The 19,300-nt window shown below is 32.5% G+C and carries 13 protein-coding genes, 2 tRNA genes and 3 rRNA genes; 16 read left to right on the top strand and 2 right to left on the bottom strand.

Translation table 11 applies throughout. The features are described from left to right. The first annotated feature begins 108 nt into the window (after nucleotides 1-108). The 5 genes from ATH_RS09515 to rrf all read left to right on the top strand — a co-directional run bounded on the left by ATH_RS09515 (nucleotide 109) and on the right by rrf (nucleotide 5,338). Nucleotides 109-1,626: ribosomal RNA gene (locus ATH_RS09515) — 16S ribosomal RNA — on the top strand. A gap of 98 nt (nucleotides 1,627-1,724) precedes the next feature. Continuing rightward, nucleotides 1,725-1,801, top strand: a tRNA-Ile gene (locus tag ATH_RS09510). Between the two features lie 14 nt (nucleotides 1,802-1,815). Next, nucleotides 1,816-1,891 (top strand) — tRNA-Ala (locus tag ATH_RS09505). A gap of 270 nt (nucleotides 1,892-2,161) precedes the next feature. Then, nucleotides 2,162-5,075: ribosomal RNA gene (locus ATH_RS09500) — 23S ribosomal RNA — on the top strand. Nucleotides 5,076-5,221: 146 nt separating this feature from the next. Continuing rightward, nucleotides 5,222-5,338, top strand: a 5S ribosomal RNA gene (gene rrf, locus ATH_RS09495). Together the 16S, 23S and 5S rRNA genes with 2 tRNA genes alongside form the textbook arrangement of a ribosomal RNA operon. A 102-nt stretch (nucleotides 5,339-5,440) precedes the next feature. On the opposite strand, the gene ATH_RS09980 is transcribed toward rrf, so the two are convergent. Continuing rightward, nucleotides 5,441-5,584: a hypothetical protein gene (locus ATH_RS09980; protein WP_228140833.1), complete on the bottom strand. Its 144-nt coding sequence runs from the start codon at nucleotides 5,582-5,584 to the stop codon at nucleotides 5,441-5,443. A gap of 334 nt (nucleotides 5,585-5,918) precedes the next feature. Between ATH_RS09980 and ATH_RS09485 the strand changes: the two genes are divergently transcribed. The 8 genes from ATH_RS09485 (at nucleotide 5,919) to mgtE (ending at nucleotide 14,064) form a co-directional block, all read left to right on the top strand. Continuing rightward, the gene (locus tag ATH_RS09485; protein ID WP_066181721.1) at nucleotides 5,919-6,992 is read left to right on the top strand and encodes an epoxyqueuosine reductase QueH; all 1,074 of its coding nucleotides are present in this window, start codon (nucleotides 5,919-5,921) and stop codon (nucleotides 6,990-6,992) included. Then, the gene (gene lpxB / locus ATH_RS09480) at nucleotides 6,989-8,032 is read left to right on the top strand and encodes a lipid-A-disaccharide synthase (protein ID WP_066181725.1); all 1,044 of its coding nucleotides are present in this window, start codon (nucleotides 6,989-6,991) and stop codon (nucleotides 8,030-8,032) included. The genes ATH_RS09485 and lpxB overlap by 4 nt, the downstream gene beginning before the upstream one ends. A gap of 51 nt (nucleotides 8,033-8,083) precedes the next feature. Next, the gene (fabZ, locus tag ATH_RS09475; protein ID WP_066172611.1) at nucleotides 8,084-8,527 is read left to right on the top strand and encodes a 3-hydroxyacyl-ACP dehydratase FabZ; all 444 of its coding nucleotides are present in this window, start codon (nucleotides 8,084-8,086) and stop codon (nucleotides 8,525-8,527) included. Between the two features lie 11 nt (nucleotides 8,528-8,538). Continuing rightward, nucleotides 8,539-9,342 carry an acyl-ACP--UDP-N-acetylglucosamine O-acyltransferase gene (gene lpxA, locus ATH_RS09470; RefSeq protein ID WP_066181728.1) on the top strand — a complete coding sequence of 268 codons (804 nt, stop codon included), beginning with the start codon at nucleotides 8,539-8,541 and terminating at the stop codon, nucleotides 9,340-9,342. Next, complete coding sequence (gene clpX, locus ATH_RS09465; RefSeq protein WP_066181731.1) at nucleotides 9,335-10,558, top strand: ATP-dependent Clp protease ATP-binding subunit ClpX; 1,224 nt, start codon at nucleotides 9,335-9,337, stop codon at nucleotides 10,556-10,558. Before lpxA ends, clpX begins: the two co-directional genes overlap by 8 nt. A gap of 4 nt (nucleotides 10,559-10,562) precedes the next feature. Next, nucleotides 10,563-11,600: a rod shape-determining protein gene (locus tag ATH_RS09460; RefSeq protein ID WP_066172601.1), complete on the top strand. Its 1,038-nt coding sequence runs from the start codon at nucleotides 10,563-10,565 to the stop codon at nucleotides 11,598-11,600. Nucleotides 11,601-11,607: 7 nt separating this feature from the next. Next, nucleotides 11,608-12,372: a rod shape-determining protein MreC gene (gene mreC / locus ATH_RS09455; RefSeq protein WP_066181734.1), complete on the top strand. Its 765-nt coding sequence runs from the start codon at nucleotides 11,608-11,610 to the stop codon at nucleotides 12,370-12,372. A 312-nt stretch (nucleotides 12,373-12,684) separates the two neighbouring features. After that, on the top strand, nucleotides 12,685-14,064 hold the full coding sequence (gene mgtE, locus ATH_RS09450) for a magnesium transporter (RefSeq protein WP_066186026.1): 1,380 nt from the start codon (nucleotides 12,685-12,687) through the stop codon (nucleotides 14,062-14,064). A 16-nt stretch (nucleotides 14,065-14,080) separates the two neighbouring features. Here mgtE and ribE read toward each other — a convergent pair whose 3' ends face one another. Further along, nucleotides 14,081-14,695: a riboflavin synthase gene (gene ribE, locus ATH_RS09445; protein WP_066181745.1), complete on the bottom strand. Its 615-nt coding sequence runs from the start codon at nucleotides 14,693-14,695 to the stop codon at nucleotides 14,081-14,083. 108 nt (nucleotides 14,696-14,803) lie between these two features. On the opposite strand from ribE, the gene mnmG reads away from it, so the two are divergent. The 3 genes from mnmG to rhuM all read left to right on the top strand — a co-directional run bounded on the left by mnmG (nucleotide 14,804) and on the right by rhuM (nucleotide 19,299). Beyond that, complete coding sequence (gene mnmG, locus ATH_RS09440; protein WP_066390055.1) at nucleotides 14,804-16,657, top strand: tRNA uridine-5-carboxymethylaminomethyl(34) synthesis enzyme MnmG; 1,854 nt, start codon at nucleotides 14,804-14,806, stop codon at nucleotides 16,655-16,657. 77 nt (nucleotides 16,658-16,734) lie between these two features. Next, nucleotides 16,735-18,294: a type I restriction-modification system subunit M gene (locus ATH_RS09435; RefSeq protein ID WP_066390057.1), complete on the top strand. Its 1,560-nt coding sequence runs from the start codon at nucleotides 16,735-16,737 to the stop codon at nucleotides 18,292-18,294. A 9-nt stretch (nucleotides 18,295-18,303) separates the two neighbouring features. Next, nucleotides 18,304-19,299 (top strand): virulence protein RhuM/Fic/DOC family protein, encoded by a 996-nt coding sequence (rhuM, locus tag ATH_RS09430; protein ID WP_066390059.1) that lies wholly within the window; start codon nucleotides 18,304-18,306, stop codon nucleotides 19,297-19,299. The last annotated feature ends 1 nt before the right edge of the window (nucleotide 19,300 follow it).

The raw sequence follows: 19,300 nt of genomic DNA, 5'->3' as shown, positions 1-19,300 counted from the left end.
ATAGAGATATAAATATGATAGAAACTTGTCTATAAACTTTTGAGTGATAATTTTGTAATTAAGTAATTAAAAACAAAAAAGTCAGATTCAGACATCAATAAATAAAAATTTATGGAGAGTTTGATCCTGGCTCAGAGTGAACGCTGGCGGCGTGCTTAACACATGCAAGTCGAACGAGAACGGGCTATAGCTTGCTATAGTTGTCAGCTAAGTGGCGCACGGGTGAGTAATGTATAGGTAATATGCCTTTTACTAAGGGATAACAGTTGGAAACGACTGCTAATACCTTATATTCCTAATATGCAGAAGTATATTAGGGAAAGATTTATCGGTAAGAGATTGGCCTGTATTGTATCAGTTAGTTGGTGGGGTAATGGCCTACCAAGACTATGACGCATAACTGGTTTGAGAGGATGATCAGTCACACTGGAACTGAGACACGGTCCAGACTCCTACGGGAGGCAGCAGTGGGGAATATTGCACAATGGACGGAAGTCTGATGCAGCAACGCCGCGTGGAGGATGACACATTTCGGTGCGTAAACTCCTTTTATATAAGAAGATAATGACGGTATTATATGAATAAGCACCGGCTAACTCCGTGCCAGCAGCCGCGGTAATACGGGGGGTGCAAGCGTTACTCGGAATCACTGGGCGTAAAGAGCATGTAGGCGGATTGATAAGTTTGAAGTGAAATCCTATAGCTTAACTATAGAACTGCTTTGAAAACTGTTAATCTAGAATGTGGGAGAGGTAGATGGAATTTCTGGTGTAGGGGTAAAATCCGTAGAGATCAGAAGGAATACCGATTGCGAAGGCGATCTACTGGAACACTATTGACGCTGAGATGCGAAAGCGTGGGGAGCAAACAGGATTAGATACCCTGGTAGTCCACGCCCTAAACGATGTACACTAGTTGTTGTGAGACTTGATCTTGCAGTAATGCAGTTAACACATTAAGTGTACCGCCTGGGGAGTACGGTCGCAAGATTAAAACTCAAAGGAATAGACGGGGACCCGCACAAGCGGTGGAGCATGTGGTTTAATTCGACGATACGCGAAGAACCTTACCTGGACTTGACATAGTAAGAACTTTCAAGAGATTGATTGGTGTCTGCTTGCAGAAACTTATATACAGGTGCTGCACGGCTGTCGTCAGCTCGTGTCGTGAGATGTTGGGTTAAGTCCCGCAACGAGCGCAACCCTCGTGTTTAGTTGCTAACAGTTTGGCTGAGAACTCTAAACAGACTGCCTACGCAAGTAGGAGGAAGGTGAGGACGACGTCAAGTCATCATGGCCCTTACGTCCAGGGCTACACACGTGCTACAATGGGATATACAGTGAGCTGCGATACAGTGATGTGGAGCAAATCTTATAAAATATCTCCCAGTTCGGATTGTAGTCTGCAACTCGACTACATGAAGTTGGAATCGCTAGTAATCGTAGATCAGCTATGCTACGGTGAATACGTTCCCGGGTCTTGTACTCACCGCCCGTCACACCATGGGAGTCGAACTCATTCGAAGCGGGGATGCTAAAGTAGCTACCTTCCACAGTGGATTTGGCGACTGGGGTGAAGTCGTAACAAGGTAACCGTAGGAGAACCTGCGGTTGGATCACCTCCTTTCAAAGAAAAACTATTAATATTTGCTTATTAATAGATAAACAATTAACAATATATGTTCGGTTTATAAAGGTTATTTAGAGAAACACATGTAGGTGAAGGGGCCTATAGCTCAGCTGGCTAGAGCGCTCGACTGATAATCGTGAGGTCTCAGGTTCAAGTCCTGATAGGCCCACCATTAAATAATCTTTTGGGGAATTAGCTCAGCTGGGAGAGCGCCTGCTTTGCACGCAGGAGGTCAGCGGTTCGATCCCGCTATTCTCCACCATATATGTGAAAAAGAGATTAGATATAAGTTTTTAAGAGAGATTAAGAATTTATATCTGGTTTCATAACTAGAGTGATATTTAAAAATATAATGTTAAAGTCTTTAAAATTTTTTCGTAAATTTAAATAGAGATATTTGAGTTTAAAAATAAATTTCATATCAATAATGATATAACACAACTAGATTATTAGATGTATGTTTAATAAGATAGTAGCCAAAGAATATTATCAAATTATAAATATATATTAAGTATATATATTTATAGGCAAAAAATAAGCTATTAAGGGCTAATGGTGGATGCCTTGACTGTAAGAGGCGATGAAAGACGTATTAGGCTGCGATAAGCCTCGGGGAGCTGCCAAAGAGCTTTGATCCGGGGATTTCTGAATGGGGCAACCCAATATATAGAGATATATATTACCCTGCGGGGAGCGAACCTGGTGAAGTGAAACATCTCAGTAGCCAGAGGAAGAGAAATCAATTGAGATTCCCATAGTAGCGGCGAGCGAACTGGGATTAGGACAAACCCTATACTTGTATAGGGGGTTGTAGGACTATAATGTGTAATTAAAGAGAATAGAAGAATTAGTTGGAAAGCTAAAGCATAGAAGGTGATACTCCTGTAATTAAAATTCTCAATAATACTAATAGTATCCTGAGTAGGTCGGAACACGTGATATTTTGACTGAAGCTGGGGGGACCACCCTCCAATCCTAAATACTACTTACAGATCGATAGTGAACAAGTACCGTGAGGGAAAGGTGAAAAGTACTGCAGCGAGCAGAGTGAAATAGAACCTGAAACCATTAGCTTACAATCATTCAGAGCCCTATGATTTATCAGGGTGATGGACTGCCTTTTGCATAATGAGCCTGCGAGTTGTGGTGTCTGGCAAGGTTAAGCCGAGTGCGAAGCCGTAGCGAAAGCGAGTCTTAATAGGGCGACATAGTCAGATGCTGCAGACCCGAAACGAAGTGATCTATCCATGAGCAGGTTGAAGCTGGTGTAAGAGCCAGTGGAGGACCGAACCCGCTGACGTTGAAAAGTCTTGGGATGACTTGTGGATAGGGGTGAAAGGCCAATCAAACTTCGTGATAGCTGGTTCTCTCCGAAATATATTTAGGTATAGCCTTGTGTAGTAGCATATAGGGGTAGAGCACTGAATGGGCTAGGGCTGCTTACCGCGGTACCAAACCCTATCAAACTATGAATACTATATGTGTAATCACAGGAGTCAGGCGGTGGGTGATAAAATCCATTGTCGAGAGGGGAACAACCCAGACTAACAGCTAAGGTCCCTAAGTTACATCTAAGTGGAAAACGATGTGGAGTTACTGTGACAACCAGGAGGTTGGCTTAGAAGCAGCCATCCTTTAAAGAAAGCGTAACAGCTCACTGGTCTAGTGATTCTGCGCGGAAAATATAACGGGGCTAAGATGTACACCGAAGCTTTAGATTCAATTTTTAATTGAGTGGTAGGAGAGCGTTCTATTCAGCGTTGAAGGTATACCGGTAAGGAGTGCTGGAGCGGATAGAAGTGAGCATGCAGGCATGAGTAGCGATAATTAAGGTGAGAATCCTTAACGCCGAAAACCCAAGGTTTCCTACGCGATGCTCGTCATCGTAGGGTTAGTCGGGTCCTAAGTCGAGTCTGAAAAGAGTAGACGATGGCAAATTGGTTAATATTCCAATACCAACATATAAGCGCGATGTGGGGACGCATAGAGTTAATCGAGCACACTGATGGAATAGTGGGTCGAAGGAAGTAGGTTGTTAAGTAGGAAAATCCGCTTAACATTAGACCGAGATCTTACAGGCTCTTGACACTCTTCGGAGGAGATGGAGAATCGATGATACTGTCGTGCCAAGAAAAGCCACTAAGTATATTATATGTTGCCCGTACCGTAAACCGACACAGGTGGGTGGGATGAGTATTCTAAGGCGCGTGGAAGAACCCTCTTTAAGGAACTCTGCAAAATAGCACCGTATCTTCGGTATAAGGTGTGCCTACTATGGTATAGAAACTTGCTTTCGAAAGCCAAAGAGGTTGCAACAAAGAGTCCCTCCCGACTGTTTACCAAAAACACAGCACTTTGCTAACACGTAAGTGGATGTATAAGGTGTGACGCCTGCCCGGTGCTCGAAGGTTAATTGATGATGTCAGCGTAAGCGAAGCATTTGATCGAAGCCCGAGTAAACGGCGGCCGTAACTATAACGGTCCTAAGGTAGCGAAATTCCTTGTCAGTTAAATACTGACCTGCATGAATGGCGTAACGAGATGGGAGCTGTCTCAAAGAGGGATCCAGTGAAATTGTAGTGGAGGTGAAAATTCCTCCTACCCGCGGAAAGACGGAAAGACCCCGTGCACCTTTACTACAGCTTGACACTGTAGCTTGGATATTCATGTGCAGGATAGGTGGGAGGCTATGATGACTAGACGCAAGTAGAGTCGGAGCCATCCTTGAGATACCACCCTTGAATATTCGAGTTACTAACTGCGATGAGTTATCCTCATTCAGGACAATGTCTGGTGGGTAGTTTGACTGGGGCGGTCGCCTCCTAAATAGTAACGGAGGCTTACAAAGGTTAGTTCAAAGCGGATGGAAATCGCTTGTTGAGTATAATGGCATAAACTAGCTTGACTGTGAGACCTACAAGTCGAACAGAGACGAAAGTCGGTCATAGTGATCCGGTGGTTCTGTGTGGAAGGGCCATCGCTCAAAGGATAAAAGGTACGCCGGGGATAACAGGCTGATCTCCCCCAAGAGCTCACATCGACGGGGAGGTTTGGCACCTCGATGTCGGCTCATCGCATCCTGGGGCTGTAGTCGGTCCCAAGGGTATGGCTGTTCGCCATTTAAAGCGGTACGCGAGCTGGGTTCAGAACGTCGTGAGACAGTTCGGTCCCTATCTTCCGTGGGCGTAGGAAAGTTGAAGAGATTTGTCCCTAGTACGAGAGGACCGGGATGAACCAACCACTGGTGTACCAATTGTTCTGCCAAGAGCATCGTTGGGTAGCCACGTTGGGATGTGATAAGAGCTGAAAGCATCTAAGCTCGAAGCCAACTCTAAGATGAACTTTCCCTGAAGTTCCCAGCAAGACTAGCTGGTTGATAGGCTGGATGTGTAATGGGTGTAAGCCCTTTAGCTGACCAGTACTAATAGAACGTTTGGCTTTTTTTATGAATTCTTTGGTTTTACTATCTTATTAAGTGTATACTTAGTAGTTTGTTTTAGACAATATTATATGAAGAAGACTTTAGCATTAGATTTAACTCAATCTGATTTGAGTATTAAGAGTTTGATATAAGCTTTTACTACTCAAATTTGTTGGTGGTTAAAGAGAAGTGGAAATACCCAGACCCCATTCCGAACCTGGTAGTCAAGCACTTCATCGCCGATAATACTGCAGGGTCCCCCTGTGGAAACGTAGGTCACTGCCAACTCTTGAGTATTTATTTTATATTTTACAAAAGCTTAGCTTTCTTTATATGTCTTTTTATAAAGCAAGCTAAGCTTTTTTTATACCCATACCCCAACAACTTCCCCTAATCTCTTATGATTTTTATTAGAATACCTTTTTTTTGATCTTTAAAATAGCTTTCTTTTTGCTCTTCATCAATTATTTTTTTAATAAAATTATCATTATATTCAGAACTTAAATTATTTTTATTAAACTCTTTTAAACTCATACATTTGAATTTCCCAGTACAAATTTCATCTTCATATATATTTGCATCAAAAATTATATTTCCAGCTGTAAATACTTGAATATTAGTGTAGTTTTTATATTTATAAATAAAACCTTTATCATGAAATTTAATTGTAGGTGTTTTAAATAGTATTGTTGCACTATTTGAAGATATTATTGGCTGTTTTATACTACAAGCACTTATAAATATTGAAATTAATGCAAGTGGAAAATATTTTTTTATTGTAAATCCTTTATTTAAAAAAATTAACTATAATTATAATTAAAAAATTCGATAGACTCCTTAAAAAATGGAACTATTTTAAAGGAATTACTTGCTTGTACATATATGTTGTTCAGTTGATAGCCATTATTTTCTAGAAAAAATAAAAGAAGAGTATAAAGATGAAGAAATTGTAGGATATTTTTATGATCCTAATATTCATCCTTATAGTGAATATAGATTAAGATATTTAGATGTTGAATTCTCTTGTAAAAAGCTTGGCATAAAACTTTTTGAGGGAGATTATAATCTAGAAGCTTGGTTAAAAAAAACAAAAGGAATGGAAGAACTACCTGAAAAAGGTGAAAGATGTACAGTTTGTTATGATTTTAGGCTTGAAAATAGTTTTGATAAAGCTATTGAACTTGGACATAATAAAGTTACAACTACACTTCTAATTTCACCAAAAAAATCTCAAGAGAAATTAGAAATAATAGGTAATATTTTATCTAAGAGAACTGGAATAGAATTTGTTTTTAAAGATTATAGAAGTGGAATTGGTATGCAAATGCAAGGTTTAAGAGTAAAAGAAAACAATCTTTATAGGCAAAATTATTGTGGTTGTATATATGGCTTGAGTGCTCAAAGAGAACATCAAAAAAAACTTATGGATGAGATGTTTAGCCCAATATCAAATCAAATATTACCTGAATCAATTGAGCAAAGATTAGAGTTATATTATAAAAGAAATAAATTAGAAGAGAATAAAATAAATTATAAACTGATAAAGCAGAAAATTCTAAATTATAGACTTTTTAGTGGAAAGATTTCTATAAAAAATGAGGTAATTCCATCTTATATATTTTTTTATTCATTAGGAACGAAAAAACAAATTAGTACAAAAATTGATTTTGAAAAAGATGGAATATTTTATTTGAATCGTGATGAAGTAAAACTTATTACTATAAATACTTTTAATAAATTATCAAATTCTACTTATAAAAGTACAAAAGAGCTAATGTATAACCCTTTAAAAATAGAAGATGAGATAGAATTAAGATTTAAAATATTAAAAAGTTATTACGATTTATCACCAATTATAGTTTTAGATGAAGTAGTAGATGAAAAATATGATATTTTTATTAATAGTATAAATTATGAAGATATAAAAGAGGAGATTGTATGAAGATTTTGGTAAGTGCTATGGAAACATCATCAAATGTACATTTAAAAGAGTTAAAGAAATATCTGCCAAATGATATTGAATTTGTAGGAGTTTTCGATAAAGAGTTAGGGAAGCCATTGTATGATTTAAGTTCATTAGCAATCATGGGAATAATTGATGCTTTGAAAAAACTTAGGTTTTTCTTTAAACTAAGAGATGAAATGGTTGATTTAGCAAAAGATTGTGACAAGGTTCTTTTGCTTGATAGTTCAGGTTTTAATCTTCCTTTAGCAAAAAAGTTAAGAGAAAAATATCCAAAGAAAGAGATTATTTACTATATATTACCACAAGCTTGGGCATGGAAAAAAGGAAGAGTAAAAGTTTTGGAAGATACTTGTACAAAATTATGTTCAATATTGCCTTTTGAAAAAAATATATATACAAAAAAAGAGAAAATAACTTATGTAGGTCATCCATTATTAGATGAAATAAAAAACTTTAAAGAAAAACAGATAGATTCTAATAAAATTATTTTTATGCCAGGAAGTAGAAAAACAGAGATAAGAAACCTTATGCCAATTTTTAAAAAGCTTATAGAAAAAATTCCAAATAAAGAGTACATATTGGTTGTTCCTGAAAAGTTTGATAATAAATATATAAAAGAGAACTATGGAGATATTAGTTCTTTTTCTATATCAAAGAACTCTCATGAAGCTCTATATGAAGCAGAATATGCATTTATTTGTAGTGGAACAGCAACACTTGAAGCATCTCTTATTGGTACTCCATTTACTTTAGCTTATATTGCAAAGAAATTAGATTTCTTTATAGGAAGAACTTTTGTTAAGTTACCATATGTTGGTTTAGCAAATATATTTTTTGAGAAAATGGGAAGAAAAGCACTTCATAGTGAATTTTTACAAGATGAAGTAACAGTTGAAAATCTTTTAAATGATTATAATACTTTCAATAGAAATGATTTTTTTGATAATTCTAAAATTCTAAGAAATTATTTAATTGAGGGAAGTTCAGAAAATGTTGCTAAGATTATAAAAAACTAAACTTCTTTTAGATATAATCGAAAGCAATTTTAAAATTAGTAGGACACAAATATGTTTGATATTATGCAAATTCAAGAGATTTTACCACATAGGTACCCTTTACTTTTAGTGGATAGAATTACTGATATGGAAGCTGGTAAGACAATAAAAGGTTATAAAAATATATCTATTTCAGAACCAGCATTTCAAGGTCATTTTCCAGGGCATCCAATTTATCCAGGTGTTATGATTCTTGAAGGAATGGCTCAATGTGGAGGAGTTTTGGCTCTAAAGAGTGCTGGATTAAGTGATGAAGAGCTAAAAAGTAAAGTTATCTATTTTATGAGTATTGATAAAGCTAAATTCAGAAATCCAGTTCGTCCAGGAGATAGATTAGATTATGAATTAACAGCTATCAAAATGAAAAGTACTTTAATGGTATTTGAAGGAAAAGCATATATAGATGGAAAACTTACAGCTGAAGCTGAATTTAAAGCAATGATAGTAGATAAATAATTAGGACTAATATGAGTAATATTCATAAAACAGCCATAATAGAAGATGGTGCAATTTTAGGACAAAATGTAATAATTGGTGCATATACCATAATAGGAAAAAATGTAAAAATAGGAGATGGAACGATTGTTGATTCTAACTCATTAATTACAGGTAAAACAACTATTGGTAAAAATAATCATATATTTTCTCATGCATCAATTGGTTCAATACCTCAAGACTTAAAATTTAATCCAAGCGATGATGTTGAGTTAATAATTGGTGACAATAACAGAATAAGAGAATTTACTTTGTTTAATCCAGGAACTATTGGTGGTGGAGCAGTTACAAAGATTGGAAACAATAATTTATTTATGGGTTATACACACGTAGCACATGATTGCATTATTGGAGATAATTGTATTTTTGCAAATGGAGTTACTCTTGCAGGACATGTTGAAGTTGATGATTTTGCTGTTGTTGGTGGACTAACTCCCGTTCATCAATTTTGTAAAATTGGAACTCAAGCTATGATTGGTGGTGCTAGTGCAGTTGCACAAGATATTCCACCTTTTTGTTTGGCAGAAGGAAATAAAGCTACAATTAGAGGTTTAAATTTAGTTGGTTTAAGAAGAAGATTAGAAAACAAAGAAGATATTAATGATTTAAAAAGTGCATATAGATTACTTTTTGCTTCAGGTAAACCACTTCAAGAAGTAGCAAAAGAACTATTTGAGACAAGTAAAAATGAATTAGTAAAAGAGTTAGCAGGTTTTGTAATAAATACAAAAAGAGGAATACCTTTTGAAAGAACAGTAAAGAGTGAAAATGAGTAAAATTATTTGTGATTTTTGTGGAGCAAATGATACAAAGACTAATCCTATTATAACGGGAGACAATGCTTGTATTTGTAAATCTTGTGTAACAGCTGCAAATGAAATTATGACTTCTCAAATAGATGGAAACTTTGAGAGTAATGAGATTAAGCTTGAAGAAAAAGAGATAAAAATCAAAACACCTTCTGAGCTAAAGAGTATTTTAGATGAGTATGTAATTGGGCAAGAAAGAGCAAAAAAAGTTCTTTCAGTTGCAGTTTATAATCATTATAAAAGAATATTTAGAAAAGATGAACTCAAGAATGACATTGAATTAAATAAATCAAATGTACTTTTAATAGGACCAACAGGAAGTGGAAAAACTCTTTTAGCTCAAACAATATCAAAATATTTAGATGTCCCATTGGCTATTGCAGATGCAACAAGTTTAACTGAAGCTGGTTATGTAGGAGATGATGTTGAAAATGTTGTAACAAGACTTGTACAAGCTGCAAATGGAGATATTGAGAAAGCACAAAGAGGAATTATCTTTATTGATGAGATTGATAAAATTGCAAGAATGAGTGAAAATAGAAGTATTACAAGAGATGTTTCAGGAGAAGGTGTTCAACAAGCTTTACTAAAAATTGTTGAAGGAGCAGTTGTAAATGTTCCACCAAAAGGTGGAAGAAAACATCCTGGACAAGACTCTTTACAAGTAGATACTACAAATATTTTATTTATTTGTGGAGGAGCTTTTGATGGACTCGAAGATATTATAAAAAGAAAGCAAGGTGCAAATATTTTAGGTTTCAATCAAGATAAAAAGTCAAAAGAAGATAATGATAAAATTGTTTCAAAAGTTGAAACAGATGATTTAGTAAAATATGGTCTTATTCCAGAATTAATTGGAAGACTTCATATGATTGCAACATTAAATGAGATTACAAAAGAAGATATGGTTCATATTTTAACAGAACCAAAAAATGCATTAATTAAACAATATAAAGAACTATTTGCAATGGATGGTGTAACTTTAGATTTTGATAAAGATGCTCTTTTAGAATTAGCAGATTTAGCAATTAAGAGAAAAACAGGGGCAAGAGGACTTAGATCTATTTTGGAAGATATTATGCTTGATATTATGTTTAATCTTCCAGATTTTAAAAATAAAAAAATTACAATTACACAAAAAGTTATTCTAAAAGAAGAAGAACCTAAAGTAAGCAAAGGATAAATAGATGATTTTAGATAAGTTAATAGGAATATTTTCAAATGATATGGCAATAGATTTAGGAACTGCTAATACTATTGTTAGTGTTAAAGGAAAAGGGGTAATCATCAATGAACCTTCAGTTGTAGCTGTTCAAGTTGATAGACAAGGGAAAGATAGAATTTTAGCAGTTGGTCAAGAAGCAAAGAGAATGCTTGGAAAGACTCCTTTAAATATTCAAGCAGTAAGACCAATGCAAGATGGAGTTATTGCTGATTTTGAAATGACTGAAAGAATGATTAGATACTTTATAGAGAAAGCACACTCAAGAAAATCATTTATTAGACCAAGAGTAATTATCTGTATTCCTTATGGAATTACACAAGTTGAAAGAAAAGCAGTTGAAGAGTCAGCTATGAGTGCAGGAGCTAGAGAAGTTTTCTTAGTAGAAGAGCCAATGGCAGCTGCTATTGGAGCTGGAATACCTGTTTCTGATCCAGATGGACATGTTGTTGTTGATATTGGAGGAGGAACAACTGAAATTGGTGTTACTTCTTTAGGAGGATTGGTTTTATGTAAATCAGTTAAAGTTGGTGGAGATAAAATTGATAGATCAATTGTTGAGTATGTAAGACAAAACTATAATCTTTTTATAGGAGAAAGAACAGCCGAAAATATTAAAATAGCTATTGGTGCTGCTTCAAAACTTGATCCTGAATTAAAATTCCAAATAAAAGGAAAAGATCATTCAGGTTATCTTTCTACTATTGAATTAGGTAGTGAAGGTGTTAGAATTGCAATAAAAGAACCACTGAAAGAAATTGCTTCAGCAATTAGAAGTGTATTAGAAAATATGCCACCAGATTTAGCAGGAGATGTTGTTGATAATGGAATTATAATAACAGGTGGTGGAGCATTAATTAGAGGAATAGATAAATATCTATCTGAAATTGTTAAAATACCTGTAAAGATTGCAGATGAACCATTACTTTCTGTTGCATATGGAACTAGTCAAGTTCTTGATGAACCAGAATTACTAAAAATTATTGAAGAGATGAAAAATTAGAAATTAGATGAAAAGATTTCTTTTTTTATCTCTATTTATCTTTGCAGGATTACTATACTTATTTGAAATAGATGAATATATTTCAAAACAGTTTAGATTTTTTGCAGAGATAAAAAAATCTTATTTAAATAGTTATATAGAATTATCACAAAAAGTTAAAGATCATTTTTCTCATGAAGAACTTATAAAGAAATTACAAGAAGAGAACTTACGCTTAAAAGAGTACAAAATTTTGTATGAATCTACAACCTCAAAAATAGACTCTTTGCGAGAATTTTTGTTAAATGTGGAACTTCCTAGTATAAATGCAAAAATTGATATAGTAAGAGTTTTATCATATGTAAAATTTGATGATTTTACAACAGTTTGGATAGATAAAAAATTAGATGATGAGATTGTAGGACTTATATCAGAAAACTATGCTGCTGGAATTGCTTTAAATAAGCAAGGTAAAAGTGTAGGTTTACTAAATGGAAATAAAGATTGTTCTTATGCTGTTTTTGTAGGGAATGATAGGAATTCTGGAATTGTGATGTCAAATGATAGTGATGAAAGATTATTGTCTGTTAAATTTATACCTATTTGGGCAAAAGTAAAACTTGGTGATGAAGTTATAACTTCAGGTCTTGATAATATCTTTTATGAGGGCGTAAGAGTAGGTAAGGTGGTTGATATAAAAGAGTATCCAGATATGAAAGTGGCATATATTGAGCCCTATGCAAAACCACTTACAAAAAGATATTTTTATACATATCAAACTATAAATGAGTAAAATCTATTAATTAAAAATTAAGAAATATTTTTCTAAACTACGGCAAAATTAAATATTTCATAAAAGGAGCGGAAATGGATTCAGATAGTAGTCAGAGTAGATTCATGAAGTTTTATTTTATGATTAATATAAACTTGAGTATTTAAAATATTAATATAAACCTTAAAAATCTTATAAGTCATTAAAACTTCATGTAAATTGTTTAAGCCAATGTTGATAGTTTTGTATGATAATCCTAAAATCTTAATTGTAGATTGTAATCAATATAATACTTAACTATTGTAAATTATGTAAACATATAGGGAGTAAAATATGAATAAAAAAGAATTAATTTCTAGCATACATAATGTTATAGAAACTAGAAGTAAAAAAGAGATTGTAAAAATATTACACCATACATATCCAGTAGATTTAAAAGAAGCTTTTGAAGAGTTAAAACCACAAGAAATTTTTACTTTTATATCTTTGATGCCACTTAAAAATAGTTCAGAGTTATTTGGATACTTAGATGAACGAATGCAGTTAATTATCCTTGATTTTATGGATAGAACAATGATAAAAGAGCTTTTTGAAAAGATGCCAAGTGATGAAAGAGCCGATTTATTTAACATAATGACGGAAACTCTACAAGATAGAATTTTGCCTATTTTAACTAAAGCTGAGCAAGAAGACATAATAAAATTATCATCATATGAAGAGAATGTTATTGGTTCAATTATGACATCAAATTATGCTACTTTAAAAGCCAATATGAATGCTTTAGAGTCAATTTCTTATCTAAGAAAGATTGCTGGAGATATTGAAACTATTTATGAAACATTTGTAATAAATGAAAATAGAGAGTTATTAGGAAGTGTATCTTTAAAATCTATAATTATGGCAGAACCAGATAGTCTAATAGAAGATTTTATGAGAAAGAATCCTATCTCTTTAAAAGCTAGTGATCCAGTAGAATTTTGTGTTAAAGTAATTCAAGATTATGATTTACTTATTGCTCCTGTTGTAGATGAGAATAATATTCTTGTGGGAATAATCACTTATGATGATGTTATAGATGTTGCTATTGAAGAAGCAGAAGAAGATTTCCAAAAAATGAGTGGTACAAGTGTTGAAGTAAGTAAACATGGAAATGTAGGGTTTTTAACAAATATAAAAGAAGCAACAATTTCAACACTTTATAAAAAAAGAGTTTTTTGGCTTGTTATTTTAGTTTTTGGTAATATATTCTCAGGTGCAGGAATAGCATATTTTGAAGATACAATTTCTGCATATATTGCACTTGTATTCTTCTTGCCATTACTTGTAGATAGTGGAGGAAATGCTGGTTCACAATCAGCAACACTTATGGTAAGAGCTTTAGCAACTGGAGATGTTAAACTAAAAGATTGGGCTGGAATGCTAGGAAAAGAGCTTGTTGTTGCAAGTTTACTTGGGTTTACTATGGCTTTAGCTGTATCTTTTATAGGTATTTATAGAGGTGGATATGATATTGCTTTAATTGTATCTTTAACGATGGTTCTTGTGGTAATAGTAGGAAGTATAATTGGAATGTCTTTACCGTTTTTATTAAGTAAGTTTAAACTAGATCCTGCATCAGCTAGTGCACCTTTGATAACTTCAATTGCAGATGCAATAGGTGTTGTAATATTCTTCTCTATTGCAACTGCAATTCTTGATTTACCAACACCATAAATTCTTTAGATAATGGCTAATAATTAGCCATTATTCTATCTACACTTTCCCAAGTTAAATTATCTTTATCATTTTTCTTAAACATATTAAAAATATATCTTGCAAACATATCAGTTTCTACATTTACTCTTGAGTTTACTTTATAGTTTTTGAAAAGTGTATTTTCTATTGTATGAGGAATTATTGTAAGTCTAAAAGAGTCTTTAAATACTTCATTTATAGTTAAAGATATTCCATCTATTGCTACGCTTCCTTTGCTTATCATATATTTTATAAACTCATTTGGTACTTTTATATAAAAATCTGTTGAGTTCCCTTTTTTTTCTATCTTTTCAATAATTCCAAGACAATCAATATGTCCTTGAACAATATGTCCTTCAAATCTATCACCCATTTGCATAGCTGGTTCTATATGTACAAAATTCTTATAATTTTCTAAAGCAAGTAAGTTTGTACTTTCAGGAGATAACTCAACACTAAAAGTATCATTTGAAATTTTTATTACAGTTAAACAAGCCCCATTTACTGCAATAGAATCCCCAATCTTTGGGGAATAATTTGCTTGTAGAGTTAAAATATTGTTTGAGAAATTAACAACTTTTGCCATCTCTCTTATAAGTCCTGTAAACACTTAAAAAACCTTTAGATAAAATTTAGTTATAATAGCCAAAAATTTATAAGAAGCTAATTTCTACAAATATTTAAAAATCTAATACTCTATATAGAAAAAGGAATAATTATGCAATACGATATTATAGTTGTAGGTGCAGGTCATGCTGGTATTGAAGCAGCATTAGCAGGTGCAAGACTTGGTAAAAAAACACTTTTAATAACAATGCTAGTCGAACAAATAGGAGCTGCTAGTTGTAATCCAGCTATTGGTGGATTGGCAAAAGGGCATTTAGTAAAAGAAGTAGATGCTCTTGGTGGAGAAATGGGACTTTGTACTGATGAAACAGGAATTCAATTTAGAGTTTTAAATGGCTCAAAAGGTGCAGCAGTTCAAGGAACTAGAGCTCAAATTGATATGGATTTTTACAAAGAGTATATGAGAAAAGTTTGTCATAGCACACCAAATTTAGATATTTATCAAGATGAGGTAAGTTCTCTTATTTTAGAAAATGATGAGGTTTTAGGAGTAAAAACAAAATTAGGAGAAGAGTTTAGAGCTTTAAAAACTATTCTTACAGTTGGGACTTTTATGAGAGGATTAATTCATATTGGAGAAAATAAATATGAAGCTGGTAGAGCTTGGGAATTGCCATCTACAACTCTATCTTTACAGTTAAAAGAGATGGGATTAAAAGTGGGAAGATTAAAAACTGGAACTCCATCAAGACTTGATGCAAACTCTATTGATTTTTCAGTTATGGAGACTCACGGTGGGGATATAAATCCAACACCATTTTCATTTAGAACAGATAAAAAAACTTTTAATCCAACTCAATATCCATGTTATGTAACTTATACAAATTTAAATACTCATGAATTAATATCAGCAAATTTCCACAGAGCACCAATATATACAGGGCAAATTGAGGGATTAGGTCCACGATATTGTCCAAGTATTGAAGATAAAGTAAAAAGATTTAGTGAAAGAGAAAGGCATCAACTATTTTTAGAGCCACAAACAGCAAAGTGTACAGAATATTACTTAAATGGAATGTCAAGTTCACTTCCAATAGAGATACAAAAGAAAATGATAGCAAGTGTAAAAGGTCTTGAAAATGCAAGAGTGATAAGATATGGATATGCTATTGAGTATGATTATGTTGATCCAACAGAGTTAAAACATACTTTAGAAACAAAAAAAATAAAAAACCTTTATCACGCTGGACAAATAAATGCAACAACAGGATATGAAGAAGCAGCAGCTCAAGGATTAATGGCTAGTATAAATGCTTGTTTGTCAATAGATGGTAAAGAACCATTTGTTTTAAGACGAGATGAAGCATATATTGGAGTTTTGATTGATGATTTAGTTACAAAAGGAACTCACGAACCATATAGAATGTTTACTAGTCGTGCTGAATATAGACTTCTTCTAAGAGAAGAGAATGCAGATATAAGACTTTCAAAATATGGATATGAGATTGGTTTACTTGATGAAGATTCATATAATAAAATGCTAAATAAGAAAAAGACTCTTGAAGATGCTATTTCTTATATGGCAGAAACTTGGATAACTTCTAAAAAAGAGACTTTGGAACTTTTAGAATCTATTGGCGAAGAGAAAATAAACGATAAGGTACTTTTAATAGATTTAATAGGAAGAAATACAATAGATATTTCAAAATTAGATATTTTGGTACCTAGTTTTAAAGAGTTTGATGATTATTTAAAAGAGCAAATAATAGTTGAAGCAAAATATTATAGATATATTCAAAAACAGCAAAAACAGATAGAGAAAATGAAGAAAATGCTAAAGCTTAGAATTCCTGAGAATTTTTGTTATAAAGGACTTCCAGGGCTTTCAAATGAAGTTATAGAAAAGCTTGAAAATAATCAGCCACCAACTTTATATAATGCTAGTTTAATATCGGGAGTTACACCAGCAGCACTTGATATTATACATTTGAATATGAATAAATAATTTGTATAAAGTATGATTTTTAACTATTTATAGAGATTTGGATAAAATAATCACTTATTTATATATAAAGATGAAAAATGAGTGAAGAACAAAAGAAGATACTAGAACAGCAACTTTGGAATATAGCAAATGCCCTAAGAGGAAAGATGGATGCAGATGAGTTTAGGGATTATATTTTAGGATTTATTTTTTATAAATATCTATCTGAAAAAATGGTTGATTATGCAAATGAAATTCTACAAAATGATAATATAACTTATCTTGATATTCTTAACCTAAAAGATAAAGAAGAGTTTTTAGAAGATATAAAAAATGAAGCAATAGAAAAGCTTGGATATTTTTTAAAACCTGATGAACTATTTTCTTCTATTGCAAAAAGAGGAAATGAAGAAACAAATAATTTTATATTAGATGATTTAACAAAAATATTAAGAAATATAGAGTCTTCAACTATGGGAACTGAAAGTGAAGATGATTTTATTCACTTATTTGAAGATTTAGATTTAACTTCTACAAAACTAGGGCGAACTGTTGAGCAAAGAAATAGTTTAATATCTAAAGTTTTATCACATTTAGACAAAGTAAATTTTGAACTAAAAAATCATGATAGAGATGTTTTAGGTGATGCTTATGAGTATCTAATTGGACAATTTGCAGCAGGTGCAGGAAAAAAAGCTGGAGAGTTTTATACTCCACAAGAAGTTTCTAAAATCTTAGCAAAACTTGTAACTATTGGAAAAGAGAGGTTAAAATCTGTATATGACCCAACTTGTGGAAGTGGCTCTTTGCTTTTACGAGTTGCAAAAGAGGTACAAGATGTATCAAATTTTTATGGGCAAGAGTTAAATAGAACAACTTATAATCTAGCAAGAATGAATATGATAATGCACGATATTCATTATCGAAAGTTTGATATAAAACAAGAAGATACACTAGAACACCCACAACATTTTGATATGAAGTTTGAAGCAATAGTAGCAAATCCACCTTTTAGTGCAAATTGGAGTGCAAACAATCTATTTTTAAATGATGATAGATTTAGCCAATATGGAAAACTTGCACCTAGTAGCAAAGCTGATTTCGCTTTTGTAACTCATATGATACATCATCTTGATGACAATGGAACAATGGCTGTTGTCTTACCACACGGAGTTTTATTTAGAAGTGCAAGTGAAGGGCATATAAGAAAATATTTAATTGAAAATAGAAACTATCTTGATGCAGTTATAGGACTTCCTTCAAATATCTTTTATGGTACTTCAATACCTACTTGTATTTTAGTTTTTAAAAAGTGTAGAGTAGATAGTGATAATATACTTTTTATTGATGCTTCAAAAGATTTTGAAAAGGCAAAAAATCAAAACTTTTTAAGAGAACAAGATATACAAAAAATCATAGATACTTATAAGAGTAGAAAACAAATAGAAAAATACTCTCATCTTGCAAGTTTAGATGAGATAAGAGAAAACGACTACAATCTAAATATCCCACGATATGTAGATACATTTGAAGAGGAAGAGATTATTGATTTAGACAAAGTTTGCTATGAGTTAAAAGAGCTTGAAATTAGTATGAAAAAAACAGATAAAACAATAGCTTCTTTTTGTACAGAACTGGGTATTTCTACACCGTTTTAGGAGAATTTTATGAGAGATGAACTAAATAATCAAATAGTAATATATGAAGATATAAATGGAGAGGTAAAGCTAGATGTTTCACTTGAAAATGATACTTTATGGCTTAGTCAAAAACAGCTAGAAGTTTTGTTTGATAGAGATAAATCTGTTATTTCAAGACATATAAAAAATATTCTTAAAGAAGAGGAACTTGATAAAAATTCAGTTGTTGCAAAAAATGCAACAACTGCTACTGATGGAAAAATTTATCAAGTAGAATATTATAATCTTGATATGATTATATCTTTAGGATATAGAGTAAATTCAAAAAGAGCTACAAGTTTTAGAGTTTGGGCAACAAAAATTTTAAAAGATTATATTATAAATGGATACTCTATAAATAATAAAATATTGAAACAAAAAGGCTTAAAAGAGCTAGAGAAAACAATAGAGTTTTTAAAAGATAATATTTCAAAATCAGAGCTAGAACTAAATGAAGCAAAAGGTTTACTTGATGTAATTTTAAACTACTCAAGAACTTGGACACTTTTGCAAGGATATGATGAAGACTCTTTGAAAATAGATTTTATACCAATAAAAGAAACAAAGTTTATACTAGATATTGATGAAGCAAAAACTTCCATATATAAACTAAAAGCTGAACTTATAAAAAAAGGTGAAGCAACAGAACTTTTTGGTAGAGAAAAAGCAGGAGAATTTGAAGGGATTTTAAGAAATATTTATCAAACTTTTGGTGGAGTTGATTTACTGCAAAGTGTTGAAGAAAAGGCTGCAAATTTGCTCTATTATATTATCAAAGGATACCCTTTTAATGACGGAAATAAAAGAATAGGTGCTTTTATGTTTATACTTTTTTTAAGTAAAAACAATATGCTATATAAATCAAATGGAGAACTTAAAATAAATGATAATGCTTTGGTTGCACTATCACTTATGACAGCAAAAAGTGAGCCAAAACAAAAAGAAACTATTGTAAATTTAATAGTAAATATTTTACAAGGTTGAA

Source organism: Aliarcobacter thereius LMG 24486 (genome assembly GCF_004214815.1).
Lineage (GTDB): Bacteria > Campylobacterota > Campylobacteria > Campylobacterales > Arcobacteraceae > Aliarcobacter > Aliarcobacter thereius.
This window is presented reverse-complemented; position numbering and strand designations above follow the sequence as displayed.

What these genes read in the sequence shown, in the direction of transcription:
- ATH_RS09980 (WP_228140833.1), bottom strand. Translation starts at nt 5,584, where the DNA reads ATGAGTTTAAAAGAGTTTAATAAAAATAATTTAAGTTCTGAATATAAT.
- lpxB (WP_066181725.1), top strand. Translation starts at nt 6,989, where the DNA reads ATGAAGATTTTGGTAAGTGCTATGGAAACATCATCAAATGTACATTTA.
- fabZ (WP_066172611.1), top strand. Translation starts at nt 8,084, where the DNA reads ATGTTTGATATTATGCAAATTCAAGAGATTTTACCACATAGGTACCCT.
- lpxA (WP_066181728.1), top strand. Translation starts at nt 8,539, where the DNA reads ATGAGTAATATTCATAAAACAGCCATAATAGAAGATGGTGCAATTTTA.
- clpX (WP_066181731.1), top strand. Translation starts at nt 9,335, where the DNA reads ATGAGTAAAATTATTTGTGATTTTTGTGGAGCAAATGATACAAAGACT.
- ATH_RS09460 (WP_066172601.1), top strand. Translation starts at nt 10,563, where the DNA reads ATGATTTTAGATAAGTTAATAGGAATATTTTCAAATGATATGGCAATA.
- mreC (WP_066181734.1), top strand. Translation starts at nt 11,608, where the DNA reads ATGAAAAGATTTCTTTTTTTATCTCTATTTATCTTTGCAGGATTACTA.
- mgtE (WP_066186026.1), top strand. Translation starts at nt 12,685, where the DNA reads ATGAATAAAAAAGAATTAATTTCTAGCATACATAATGTTATAGAAACT.
- mnmG (WP_066390055.1), top strand. Translation starts at nt 14,804, where the DNA reads ATGCAATACGATATTATAGTTGTAGGTGCAGGTCATGCTGGTATTGAA.
- ATH_RS09435 (WP_066390057.1), top strand. Translation starts at nt 16,735, where the DNA reads ATGAGTGAAGAACAAAAGAAGATACTAGAACAGCAACTTTGGAATATA.
- rhuM (WP_066390059.1), top strand. Translation starts at nt 18,304, where the DNA reads ATGAGAGATGAACTAAATAATCAAATAGTAATATATGAAGATATAAAT.